General features: G+C 72.0%; 11 protein-coding genes. 4 read left to right on the top strand and 7 right to left on the bottom strand.

What is annotated here, in order from left to right; all coding sequences use genetic code 11:
• Nucleotides 1-2: 2 nt before the first annotated feature.
• Entirely contained in the window at nt 3-443 is a 441-nt protein-coding gene (locus tag C1N74_RS12045; RefSeq protein ID WP_023955399.1) for a metallopeptidase family protein, read from the bottom strand.
• 80 nt (nt 444-523) lie between these two features.
• On the opposite strand from C1N74_RS12045, the gene C1N74_RS12040 reads away from it, so the two are divergent.
• A complete protein-coding gene (locus C1N74_RS12040; RefSeq protein ID WP_036305938.1) occupies nt 524-730 on the top strand; it encodes a DUF3499 family protein in 207 nt (68 codons plus the stop codon).
• Here the strand turns inward: C1N74_RS12040 and C1N74_RS12035 are convergent.
• Nucleotides 702-1,562, bottom strand: a complete 861-nt coding sequence (locus tag C1N74_RS12035) for an RDD family protein (RefSeq protein ID WP_137750605.1) — start codon at nt 1,560-1,562, stop codon at nt 702-704. The two genes, C1N74_RS12040 and C1N74_RS12035, sit on opposite strands and share 29 nt — an antisense overlap.
• A 16-nt stretch (nt 1,563-1,578) precedes the next feature.
• On the opposite strand from C1N74_RS12035, the gene C1N74_RS12030 reads away from it, so the two are divergent.
• The 3 genes from C1N74_RS12030 to katG are packed head-to-tail and all read left to right on the top strand — an operon-like array spanning nt 1,579 to nt 5,457.
• Nucleotides 1,579-2,574: a stage II sporulation protein M gene (locus C1N74_RS12030; protein ID WP_137750604.1), complete on the top strand. Its 996-nt coding sequence runs from the start codon at nt 1,579-1,581 to the stop codon at nt 2,572-2,574.
• Nucleotides 2,575-2,633: 59 nt separating this feature from the next.
• Nucleotides 2,634-3,071, top strand: a complete 438-nt coding sequence (locus C1N74_RS12025) for a Fur family transcriptional regulator (RefSeq protein WP_088380519.1) — start codon at nt 2,634-2,636, stop codon at nt 3,069-3,071.
• Between the two features lie 40 nt (nt 3,072-3,111).
• Complete coding sequence (katG, locus tag C1N74_RS12020) at nt 3,112-5,457, top strand: catalase/peroxidase HPI (RefSeq protein WP_137750603.1); 2,346 nt, start codon at nt 3,112-3,114, stop codon at nt 5,455-5,457.
• Between the two features lie 319 nt (nt 5,458-5,776).
• On the opposite strand, the gene C1N74_RS12015 is transcribed toward katG, so the two are convergent.
• Genes C1N74_RS12015 through C1N74_RS11995 form a run of 5 tightly spaced genes read right to left on the bottom strand, consistent with a single transcriptional unit; the run spans nt 5,777 to nt 11,206 of the window.
• Entirely contained in the window at nt 5,777-7,078 is a 1,302-nt protein-coding gene (locus C1N74_RS12015) for a DUF58 domain-containing protein (protein WP_071919246.1), read from the bottom strand.
• 6 nt (nt 7,079-7,084) lie between these two features.
• Nucleotides 7,085-8,050: a MoxR family ATPase gene (locus tag C1N74_RS12010; RefSeq protein WP_023955386.1), complete on the bottom strand. Its 966-nt coding sequence runs from the start codon at nt 8,048-8,050 to the stop codon at nt 7,085-7,087.
• Entirely contained in the window at nt 8,047-9,216 is a 1,170-nt protein-coding gene (locus tag C1N74_RS12005; protein WP_036305936.1) for a DUF4350 domain-containing protein, read from the bottom strand. The genes C1N74_RS12010 and C1N74_RS12005 overlap by 4 nt, the downstream gene beginning before the upstream one ends.
• Complete coding sequence (locus C1N74_RS12000) at nt 9,213-9,845, bottom strand: DUF4129 domain-containing protein (protein ID WP_137750602.1); 633 nt, start codon at nt 9,843-9,845, stop codon at nt 9,213-9,215. The genes C1N74_RS12005 and C1N74_RS12000 overlap by 4 nt, the downstream gene beginning before the upstream one ends.
• Nucleotides 9,842-11,206 carry a glycerophosphoryl diester phosphodiesterase membrane domain-containing protein gene (locus C1N74_RS11995; RefSeq protein ID WP_137750601.1) on the bottom strand — a complete coding sequence of 455 codons (1,365 nt, stop codon included), beginning with the start codon at nt 11,204-11,206 and terminating at the stop codon, nt 9,842-9,844. The genes C1N74_RS12000 and C1N74_RS11995 overlap by 4 nt, the downstream gene beginning before the upstream one ends.
• Nucleotides 11,207-11,229: the final 23 nt, after the last annotated feature.

Here is an 11,229-nt window from a genome sequence, read left to right as displayed (position 1 = left end):
GGTCAGAGGAAGCGGAACCGGTCGGGCCCGAGGTCCCAAGGATCGCGGTCGAGGTACTCGGCCGCCGCGCGGAAGACGCAGCTCTCGACCATCATCCGGCGGTGCAGATCGTCGTTGCGGTGCAGCCGGTTGAGGCGCTCGATCGGCAGCCGGTACAGCACGATCCGCTTCTCGGCCGCGAAGACCTGCCAACGCGGGATGCCGTCCTCGTCACTGGCCGCGGGCATCCCGGCGACCTCGAAACGGACCTCCCGCAGCTCGGGCCAGGCGCTGCGCAGGAACTCGGCGGCCGTGCCCACCGACAGATCGAATCGCTCGGAGCGGGTCTCGAGGGGCGGAAGCGGCGGCCGGACGACGGGGCTCCTGTCATCGCGGCCGTGACGGCCGTGACGCGACGGCCGGTTCCGCCGGGGCGGCACGGGTCGGGAACGACGCCGGATCATGAGGCCATCCTATGCGCCGCGGGATGAGGCACCGGCGCGGCATCCGCTCACGCAGCGTCCGCGGCGTTACCGTGGATGGGATGCGCGAGAGACTGTGTTCGAAGGTGGGCTGCGCCCGCGAGGCCGTGACGACCCTGACCTTCGACTACGGCGACCAGATGGCTGCGCTCGGCCCGCTGGGCGGCGGAACCGACCCGCACGCGCACGACCTGTGCGCCATCCACACCGAGCGCCTCTCGGTGCCGAAGGGGTGGGTCGTCATCCGTCACGAGACGCTTCGGGTCTGACGGGGAATCCGCGCGGTGTCTCGGGAGCCGCGCCGACGAGGGCACGCGCCCGGTCGTCGATCCGCTGGATCGCGGCGTACTCTCGGTCGCGCCGGACCGCGACCACCGCGCGGACGAGCGTCTCGGGGTCCGTCTGCGGCAGCGGCGAGACGAAGGGCGCGACCTCGCTGGCGATCATCGTCGCGGAGCGCAGTCGTGCCGCCGGTTCCATGCCCTCGGCCGAGCGCGTGAACTGGGATGCTCGTCGGGCGACGCGGTCGGGCAGGCGCGCCACGTCGGCGACGTCCGACCATTCCCGCAGCTCGATCGGGACCGGTCCGGCGGGCGGTGGGAGGCGCGGAGCCCGGGTGCGCTCGCAGTAGGTCCCGGCGACCATGTCGCCCAGTCGAGTCGAACGCGGGGTGAAGGCCGCGACCACGCCCGCGAGCGCGCCGAAGGTGAACCAGATCTCCAGGACGCCGACGAGAGCGCGGATGAACGCCTGGCGGAATCCGGTCGCCCCGCCGTCGGTGCGCACGATGCGGCCACCGACCGCGAGCTTGCCCAGGCTGCGGCCGTGAGAGAGGGTCTCGACGGCGGTCGGGATGACGACGAGCACCAGGACGAGTGCCGACACGACGAGAATCCCCGACAAGCTCTCGAGGCCGAGCCCGCCGACCACGAAGCCTCCGACGAAGAAGAACAGCAGCAGAAGCGCGATGCCGCAGAGGACGTCGATGAGCGCGCCGAGGGCGCGGAGGAAGAAGCCCAGCGGCTGAACGTCGAGCGCCACCGCCTCGCCGGTGAGGATCTCGTCCTGGCGGATCTGCACCGGGGGAGCGGGCGTGGTCATGGGTACAGTTAAGCAAATGGACCTCGACGCCCTGGTCGCCGCGCGTCGCGCCGAGTGGGATCGGCTCGACGCGCTCGGTCGTGCACGCCGCCTGTCGAGCGACGAGGTCGACGAGCTGGTCACGCGCTACCGCGCCGCATCCGCCGACCTCGCCGATATCAAGACCTCCGCGGGACGCAGCGTCGAGGGCGACCGGCTCTCGATGATCCTGTCGCGCGCCCGGCTACGGCTCACCGGAGCCCCCGAGAACGTGCTCCGGCAGCTGCCCCGCTTCTTCGTGCACCAGTTGCCGGCTGCGCTGTATCGCGTCCGCTGGACGACGCTCGCCGTCGCCGTCGCCTTCGTCGTGATCAGCTCGCTCGTCGCGTTCTGGGTCTCGGGCGACCCCGCCGCAGTGGCGGCGCTGGGATCGCAGGCGCAGCTCGAGCAGTACGCGAAGAACGACTTCACCGCCTACTACAGCGAGAATCCCGCCGCGGTGTTCGCGGGCACCGTGTGGACGAACAACGCCTGGATCGCTGCCCAGTGCGTGCTGTTCGGGATCACCGGCCTGTGGCCCGTGATGGTGCTCATGCAGAACGCGGTGAGCATCGGTCAGGCGGCGGCGATCCTCATCTCCTTCGACCGCGGTGACGTCTTCCTTCTGCATATCGCACCGCATGGCCTGCTCGAGCTCACCTGCATCTTCGTGGCCGGGGCGACGGGACTCCACATCTTCTGGGCGTGGATCGCCCCCGGCAGGCGCAGTCGCGGCGAGGCGCTCGCCGCCGCAGGGCGCTCGCTCGCGACGGGGGCGATCGGCCTGATTCTCGCTCTCGCGCTCTCCGGTCTCGTCGAGGGGTTCGTGACGCGTCAGCCCTGGCCGTGGCCGATCAAGATCGGTATCGGCGCGCTGGCCCTCGCGGTGTTCCTCGCTTACATGCTGGTGCTCGGCCGCGCGGCGGCACGTCGGGGGGAGACCGGCGACCTCACCGAGTACGAGGCCGGGACCCCGCGTCTCGTTGCGGGCTGACGTAGCCGTTCACCACTGCTTAATTTGATCTGATCAAAAATGCGGGATACGATCGAGGCATGACGATCGCGACCGCTCCCGAGGCCATCCGCGCCTCCGGTCTGCGTGTGACCGAGTCCCGCTCCGCCGTCTACGCCGCTCTGCGCGCGCGGCCTCACGCCAGTGCCGACGAGGTCTACGCGGCTGTCGCGGAACGGATGCCCCAGACCAGTCGACAGTCGGTGTACAACGCCCTCAACGACTTCGCCGACGCCGGCCTCGCACGCCGCATCGAGCCCGCCGGTCGCCCCATGCTGTTCGAGCTGCGCGTCGGCGACAACCACCACCACCTCGTCTGCACCGCGTGCGGGCGTGTCGAAGACGTCGACTGCGCCGTCGGGCACACGCCGTGCCTGCACCCGTCCGACGACCACGGCTTCGAGGTCGCCTCGGCCGAGGTGACCTACTGGGGGCGGTGTGCGGCGTGCGCCGCATCCGCGACCCCCGCAGCATCCTGACCTTCTCTCTCTCCCGAAAACCCCCAACGGAAGGATCCCCATGAGCGATCGCGACCAGCAGTCCGCGCCCATCGGCGAGGACGTGACCGACACCGACCAGGCGGTTACCCCCATCGACACACCCGAGGACGAGCGCGCCGACGGCGAGACCCGGCCGCGTTCCAACGACGCCGGCGGCTGCCCCGTCATCCACGGCGGCGAGCAGGGACAGGGGCACGGCCACGGCTCGCACGGCGGACAGCCGCATCCGACGGTCGGCAACGCCAACCACGTCTGGTGGCCGAACCAGCTCAACCTGCGCATCCTGAAGAAGAACCCCGCCGTGGCCAACCCCGTCGGCGAGGACTTCGACTACAAGGCCGCTTTCGAGTCGCTCGACCTCGCCGCCGTGAAGAAGGACATCGAAGAGGTCCTCACCACGTCGCAGGACTGGTGGCCGGCGGACTTCGGTCACTACGGTCCGCTCATGATTCGCATGGCCTGGCACTCGGCCGGCACGTACCGCGTCACCGACGGCCGCGGCGGCGGCGGGGCCGGCCAGCAGCGCTTCGCCCCCCTCAACAGCTGGCCCGACAACGTCAACCTCGACAAGGCCCGGCGCCTGCTGTGGCCCGTCAAGAAGAAGTACGGCCAGTCGATCTCGTGGGCCGACCTCATGATCCTCGCCGGAAACGTCGCGCTGGAGTCCATGGGCTTCTCGACCTTCGGCTACGCCGGTGGCCGTCCCGACGTCTGGGAGCCGGACGACGACGTGTACTGGGGCCCGGAGACGACGTGGCTCGCCGACGAGCGCTATTCCGGCGACCGTGACCTCGAGAAGCCCCTCGCCGCCGTGCAGATGGGCCTCATCTACGTCAACCCCGAGGGCCCGAACGGCGAGCCCGACCCGCTGAAGTCGGCCCGCGACATCCGCGAGACGTTCGGCCGCATGGGCATGAACGACGAGGAGACCGTCGCCCTCATCGCCGGTGGTCATACCTTCGGCAAGACCCACGGCGCAGCTCCCGACTCGAACCTCGAGGACAACCCCGAGGCCGCGGGCGTCGAGATGCAGGGCCTGGGGTGGAAGAACAACTTCGGCACCGGCCACGGCGACGACACCATCACGTCGGGCCTCGAGGTCACCTGGACCTACCACCCCACCCGCTGGGACAACGAGTTCTTCCACATCCTCTACGCCTACGACTGGGAGCTCATGCGCAGCCCCGGCGGCGGACACCAGTGGCGTCCCGTCAACGGTGCCGGTGCCGACATGGTGCCGCTCGCGCACTCGAACGGCCGCCGCGAGCCGCGCATGCTCACGAGCGACCTGGCTCTGCGCATGGATCCCGCCTACGACGCGGTCTCGCGTCGCTTCAAGGACGACCCGGTCGCCTTCGGCGACGCGTTCGCCCGCGCCTGGTTCAAGCTCACGCACCGTGACATGGGCCCGATCGCGCGCTACCTCGGCCCCGAGGTTCCGCAGGAGGAGCTCATCTGGCAGGACCCGCTGCCTGCCGTCGACCACGAGCTGATCGACGACGCGGATGCCGCCGACCTGAAGGCCCGCATCCTCGCCACCGACCTGACCGTGAGCGAGCTCGTCTCGACGACGTGGGCCGCGGCCTCGACGTTCCGAGGCAGCGACAAGCGCGGCGGCGTCAACGGCGCCCGCATCCGTCTCGCCCCGCAGAAGGACTGGGAGGCCAACAACCCGGCCCAGCTGCAGCGCGTGCTCGGCGTGCTCGAGAGCGTGCAGGCGTCGTTCAACGACGGCCGTGCCGACGGCAAGAAGGTCTCGCTGGCCGACCTCCTCGTGCTGGCGGGCAACGCCGGTGTCGAGAAGGCCGCGCGCGACGGCGGCGTCGAGGTGACGGTTCCCTTCCGTCCCGGCCGCACCGACGCCACCGCGGAGCAGACCGACGAGCTGTCGTTCAGCCACCTCGAGCCGGTCGCGGACGGGTTCCGCAACTACTACGGCCCGAACGCGTTCCTGCCGGCTGAGCACCACCTCATCGACAAGGCGAACCTGCTGACGCTGAGCGCCCCCGAGATGACCGTGCTCGTCGGTGGCCTCCGCGCCCTGGGCGCGAACTACGACGGATCGTCGTTCGGCGTGTTCACCGAGCGCCCGGGCGTGCTGACGAACGAGGTGTTCGTGAAGCTGCTCGACCTCGGCGCCACGTGGAAGCCGCTCGACCCCGGCTCGCACGCCTTCCGCGGCGTGAACGCCGACGGGTCGGAGATCGGCATCGGCACGCGCGTCGACCTGCTGTTCAGCTCCAACTCCGAGCTGCGCGCCATCGCCGAGGTGTACGCCTCGGATGACGCGAGCGAGAAGTTCGTGCGCGACTTCGTCGCCGCCTGGACCAAGGTCACCGAGCTCGACCGCTTCGACCTGCGCTGACCCGCAGCATCCGTGCGAAGGCCCGTCCCGATACCCGGGGCGGGCCTTCGCCGTTGCTGGTGGGATGGGCGCTGTGCTGTGGGGCTCGGGTGGGCGGGCCTTTGGGTTGGCGGGCCTTGGGGTGGCAGTTGTGGCCCCTTTTGGTGCTGGGTGGGGGCGCGAGCTGCCAGGTGAGCGTGAGGCGCGGGTTCGGGTGGGCAGTTGTGGCCCCTTGCAGGCCGGGGTGGGGGCGTGAGCTGCCAGGTGAGCGTGGGGTGCTGGGGTGCTGCGGTGCCGGGCTGCGAAGTCGGGTCGGCAGCCGCCGGCGCTCACGGCGGAGTCAGAGGCGGCCGGCGGCCTTCAGCGCGAGGTAGTGGTCGGCGACGGCGGGCGGCAGAGCATCGGGGGTCGCGCTGAGAGCTTCGCCCCCGGCCCGGCGGATCGCCCCGGCGACCAGTTCGGCGTCGCGGGTGGCGTGCGCGACGGCGGCCTCGCGGTAGACGTCCTCCGCGGTGCGCTGCACGGGCGCCGGCTCGGGTGCGTCCTGTGCCGAGCCGACGAGCACGGTGGTGCGTTCGGTGAGCGAGGGAAGGGCTCCGAGGAAGCCGCGGGCCGCGTCGGGGGCGTCCTGCGCCGTCAGCAGCACCACGAGCGAGGGCCGCGAGGTCAGGGCACGGACCTCCGTGAGGACGGCGTTCCAATCGGTGTCGATGAGTGTCGGCTCGACCGGCGCCATCGCGTCGACGAGGGCGGGCAGCAGCCGCGGCCCGTCGATGCCCGTGACCCGCGCGCGACGCGCACGGTCGAACATGAGCAGATGCACGTGGTCGCCGGCGCGCGCCGCGAGAGCACTGAGCAGCAGCGCCGACTCCATCGCGGCATCCAGGCGCACACCATCCCCCACGCGCGACGCGCTCGTGCGGCCCGTGTCGATGACGATCACGACGTGGCGGTCGCGCTCCGGGCGCCAGGTGCGCAGCATCGTCGTTCCCGCGCGGGCGGTCGCGCGCCAGTCGATGGAGCGGACGTCGTCGCCCCGCACGTACTCGCGGAGGCTGTCGAACTCGGTCCCACGCCCGCGCACCTGAACGCTCGTGTTGCCGTCGAGCTCGCGCAGGCGCGCGAGCCGCGACGGCAGATGCCGACGCGAGGCGAACGGGGGTAGGACGCGCAGGGCGCCCGGGGCGGGGATGACGCGCTGTCTCCCGGCCAGTCCCAGGGGTCCGCGGCTGCGCAGCGCGACGAACGCCGAGCGCAGCTCGCCCCGGCGCCGCGGAAGGAGCGGCATCGGTACGGCTCGGCGCTCGCCGGCCGGGATGTCGACGGCGGCACGCGCTTCGCCGGCCCCCGCGGTCGGCTGCCACCCGTCGCGGAGGCTCCCGCGGATGCGGCGGCCGCCGCGATTGCGCAGCAGGAGCGTCGTCTCGACCGATTCGCCGGCCCGTGCGCGGGAGGGTATGCGCCGCTCGATCTCGGCGGCGCGCAGCGGCCCCGCGAACACGAGGTCGACGGCGGCGAGGATGAGGCACAGCCCGAGCCACGCGAGCGCCGTCCACGCCGCGTTCAGTCCCGCGGCGGGAGCGAGCACGACGGGCACGACGCCGACGGCGACGAGCAGCACGAACAGGCCGGAGAGGTACACGGCGGCTCAGATCGGGACGCGCGTCTGCTGCAGTACCGAGGTCAGGATCGTGTCGGCGGAGACACCCTCGATCTCGGCATCCGGGCGCAGCTGCAGCCGATGGCGCCACGCGGGCACGAGCATCGTCTGGACGTGGTCCGGTGTGATCGCCGGGTAGCCGCCGAGCCACGCCCACGCCTTGGCGGCCGCGAGCAGGGCGGTGGCGGCGCGCGGGCTCGCGCCGAGCTGGACGGACGGGGACTGGCGGGTCGCCCGGGCCAGATCCACGACGTAGCCGAGGACGTCGTCCGAGACCTCCACGGCGGCGGCGGCCTGCTGGGCGGCGCGGATCTCGGCCACCGTCACCACCGCCGATACGCCCGCGGTCTCGAGCGCGCCGGGCCGGAAGCCGTCTGCGTGGCGACGCAGCACGGAGATCTCGTCGTCCCGGGCGGGGAGGTCGATGACGAGCTTCAGCAGGAAGCGGTCGAGCTGCGCCTCGGGGAGGGTGTAGGTGCCCTCGTGCTCGACCGGGTTCTGCGTCGCCGCCACGAGGAACGGGTCGGGCAGCGGTCGGGAGACGCCGTCCGCCGAGACCTGGCGCTCCTCCATGGCCTCCAGGAGAGCGGCCTGGGTCTTCGGCGGCGTCCGATTGATCTCGTCGGCGAGCAGCACGTTGGTGAAGACCGGCCCGGAACGGAACTCGAACTCTCCGGTGCGAGCGTCGTAGACCAGCGATCCGGTGACGTCGCCCGGCATGAGGTCGGGAGTGAACTGGATGCGGGCGGTGTCGAGTCCCACCGCCCGGCTGAAGGTGCGCACGAGCAGGGTCTTCGCGACGCCGGGCACGCCCTCGAGCAGCACGTGCCCGCGGCCGAGGAGCGCGATCAGAAGGCCGGTCACAGCGCCGTCCTGGCCGACGACGGCCTTGCCGACCTCGAGCCGGACACGGTTCATCGCCTCGCGCAGGTCGCCGGGTGCGGTCTCGCTCATGGGGTGTTCCTTTCGGGACGGACGGATCGGAGGACGGCGGCTTCCACATCGCGCAGCCGGTCGGCGGCGTCGACGAGGTCGCGGTCGTTTCGGGGGAGGTCGTCGATCAGGATGCCGCGAACGCGTGTGCGATCGTCGCCGATGCGGCTCGCCGCGGCATCGGCGATGGCCCCGGCATCGGCGGAGCCGAGCCCGAGCGCCCGCGAGATGCGGCGCAGAGTCTCGCGCCGGAGCTGGTCGAGCGCGTGCACGGGGTCGGCCGACGCCGCGTACAGGCGCGCCCGGCCCTCGGTGGTCTCCGACGCGCGGACGGTCACCGGCAGGTTCTCCGCCACGAGCGGACCGAAGCGGCGGCCGCGCCAGATCCCGGCGGCCACGGCCGAGCCGAGCAGGAGCAGGATCGCGGGGGTCACCCATGGGGGAGTGAGCTCGCCCAGCGAGGGTGTGCCGGTGAGCGAGCCGTCGCCGATCGACGGCAGGTACCAGACGACGGTGTCGCGAGAGCCCAGCAGGTTGAGCCCGAGCGCGGCGTTCCCGTCGTCGGCGAGCCGCTGATTGACCAGCAGCGCGGTCGCGTCCAGGGCGACGACCCGGTCGGCTCCCTCGCCGGAGGCGACGAGCCCGTACCCCGCTGCGGCCGGATAGCACGCGTGGTCGGCGCCGTCGGCGGTGAACACCTCGCCGGGGCCGACGGGCCCGCTGACGGCGGCGGCGGGCAGGTCGCAGTCGGGCTCCACCGTGGCGCCGTCGGCGAAGCCCGCGCTGCGCGGGGCGCCGAGCAGCAGCCGCAGATCGCGCGTGCGCGGCTCGAGCAGGACGACGCCGGAGGCGGCATCCCGCAGGCCCACGAGGTCGTCGTCGTCGAGCGGTGCGGTGTCGGCGATCGCGAGCGTCGCGTCGCTGCCGTCGAGGGCACGCAGTGCCGCCGAGCGGTCACGGGCGATCTCGACCTCGACGCCTCGGTCGCGCAGCAGCTCGGCCAGCGCCCGCGATCCCTCGGGGCCGGCGGCCTCCGGGTCGAGGAGCCCCTGTGCCGGCATCGTGTTGATACCGGCGATCGCTGCGACCGCGATGCCCGCGACGAGGAGGCCGGCGCCCACTCCCGCCCAGCCGAGTACCGAGCGCGATCGTCGACGGGCAGCCGATGGTGCGGGGGCCGTGCTCATGCCGGCACCTCCGCTCGCGCTGCCGCAAGCCGCTCGTCGAGAGCCCGCACGGTGGCGTATGCCTCAGCCGTGCCTGGTCGCCGCAGATAGCGCACGTCGTCGAACACGCGGGCCACGCGGTCGAGTTCCTCGCTCTCCGCGGGAAAGATGCGTCCGGCGTCGGCGGCGAACCGATGCACCGTCATGCCCGGGGCGGGGTCGACGATCGTGCGCTCCGCGAGGCCGCGGGCGAGCGCCCGCACACGCAGGACGATCGCCTCGTCCCAGGCGCCCCGGCCCGCGGCATCCGCCGCTTCCGCGCGCATCTGGTCGGCGCTGCGTGTCTCGTCCTCGCCGAAGAGCGGCACGCTCGCCCGCGAGCGCACGACGGTGCGCGGACGCCCCCAGATGAGGATCGCCACGGCGACCAGCACCAGCAGCACCACGATCGCTCCGACCGCGAGCCAAGGGCCGAGCGTCGCCGGAACCTGCCCGTTGAACAGAGCCGCCAGGAAGTCGACCACGCCACGCGCGAAGCGGTCGATGGGCGTGGGCTCGGCCTCTCGGTAGGCGGCCTTCGAGAGCTCTTCCTCAGCCCAGCGACGGGCTTCGTCGGGGTCGGGGGCGACCGGAGTGGCGAGCAACCTCATGCGCGGTCAGCGCCCGGAGCGGTCCAGTCGGTCGATGACGGGCGATCCGCCGGGGCTGCGGGGGTCTCCCCGGAGGTTTCAGCCGGAGCCGGAGCCGGAGCCGGAGCCGGAGCCGGAGGTTCGCCGGGCGACGGCGGCTGATACCCGGCCGGCGCGGCGTACCCGGGCTGGGTCGCGTACCCCGACGGCGCCGCATACCCCGACGGCGCCGCATACCCCGCCGGTGCTGCGTAGCCCGCCGGTCCGGCGTAACCCGGCTGCCCGGGGTAAGCGGCACCGGACTGTGCGCCGGCGTACGCCGGGGGCTGCTGCCAGCGGCCGTCCAGCACGCGCCCCACATTGCGTCGATAGGGGTCGGGGGCTGCGATTCCGGCGTCCCGCTGGTCGATGTACGACGACAGGTCGAGGTCGAGCCCTTCGCGCCGCATGCGGCAGTCGATGTAGACCAGCGCTCCCGCGGTCGACTGCACGATGACGGCGATGGTCTGGATGAGGGTGACGAACGCCTGCGCCAGAAGAGTGCCGACGAGCAGCGCGATGATCTGGCCGGGTTCGGGGTCGCCGGTCGGCGTGATGACGGATGTCAGGCCCATCGTGACGAACGAGAAGGGAACGCTGATCACCTGGGCCAGGATGCCGAAGCTCATCGAGATGATGACGATGATGCCGAGCGTCGGCCAGAACCGGCCGCGCGTGAGTCGCCACGATCGCGCGACGGCCCCGAAGACCGTCGCCTGCTCGAGCACGATGACGGATGGCACCAGCAGGAGCTTCGTGCTCAGCCACAGGCTCAACGGAATCGCCGACAGTCCCAGGATGATGGCGAGCACGATGGCCGCGGGACCGACGCTCATCGCAAGCCCGACGACACCCGCGGTGAGGATGCCGATGACGACCACGACGATGAGGAACACCAGGGCGGAATACCCGATGAGGCGCCAGGCCACCGGCTTCACGCGATGCCACAGACCGCCGAGGGTGTGCTTCTCGGCGACGACGGCGTGCGCGACCTCACTGACCACGACCCCCTGAACGATGACGCCCAGCGCTCCCGCGGCCAGGGACAGCACGAGCGCCGTCGCCCCGCTGATCGCGATCGAGCCGGCCAGGACGGTCTCGAACTCGTCGGTGCCGGGCCGGAGCGACGCGAGCCGGCCGAATGTGGCGAAGCCGACGGCCACTATGCCCGCGGTCGCGACGAGGATGGCGACGGTCTGCACGACGAGGGCGAAGCCCAGCAGCACCTTCGGATTCTGGCGCAGGGCCGAGAACGAACGCCCCAGGATCACTCCGAACGAGAGCGGGTGAAGCGGGATGATGCCGGGACGCGGCGCCGGCGTCCACGCGGGGTATGACGTCACGATGCACTCCTGGAACAGTCGGC

The sequence above is a fragment of the Microbacterium sp. SGAir0570 genome (genome assembly GCF_005491085.2).
GTDB lineage: Bacteria > Actinomycetota > Actinomycetes > Actinomycetales > Microbacteriaceae > Microbacterium > Microbacterium arborescens.
The sequence above is the reverse complement of the archived record's forward strand: the minus strand, read 5'-3'. Positions and strand labels throughout refer to the sequence as shown.

What these genes read in the sequence shown, in the direction of transcription:
- C1N74_RS12045 (WP_023955399.1), bottom strand. Translation starts at nt 443, where the DNA reads ATGATCCGGCGTCGTTCCCGACCCGTGCCGCCCCGGCGGAACCGGCCG.
- C1N74_RS12040 (WP_036305938.1), top strand. Translation starts at nt 524, where the DNA reads ATGCGCGAGAGACTGTGTTCGAAGGTGGGCTGCGCCCGCGAGGCCGTG.
- C1N74_RS12035 (WP_137750605.1), bottom strand. Translation starts at nt 1,562, where the DNA reads ATGACCACGCCCGCTCCCCCGGTGCAGATCCGCCAGGACGAGATCCTC.
- C1N74_RS12030 (WP_137750604.1), top strand. Translation starts at nt 1,579, where the DNA reads ATGGACCTCGACGCCCTGGTCGCCGCGCGTCGCGCCGAGTGGGATCGG.
- C1N74_RS12025 (WP_088380519.1), top strand. Translation starts at nt 2,634, where the DNA reads ATGACGATCGCGACCGCTCCCGAGGCCATCCGCGCCTCCGGTCTGCGT.
- katG (WP_137750603.1), top strand. Translation starts at nt 3,112, where the DNA reads ATGAGCGATCGCGACCAGCAGTCCGCGCCCATCGGCGAGGACGTGACC.
- C1N74_RS12010 (WP_023955386.1), bottom strand. Translation starts at nt 8,050, where the DNA reads ATGAGCGAGACCGCACCCGGCGACCTGCGCGAGGCGATGAACCGTGTC.
- C1N74_RS12005 (WP_036305936.1), bottom strand. Translation starts at nt 9,216, where the DNA reads ATGAGCACGGCCCCCGCACCATCGGCTGCCCGTCGACGATCGCGCTCG.
- C1N74_RS12000 (WP_137750602.1), bottom strand. Translation starts at nt 9,845, where the DNA reads ATGAGGTTGCTCGCCACTCCGGTCGCCCCCGACCCCGACGAAGCCCGT.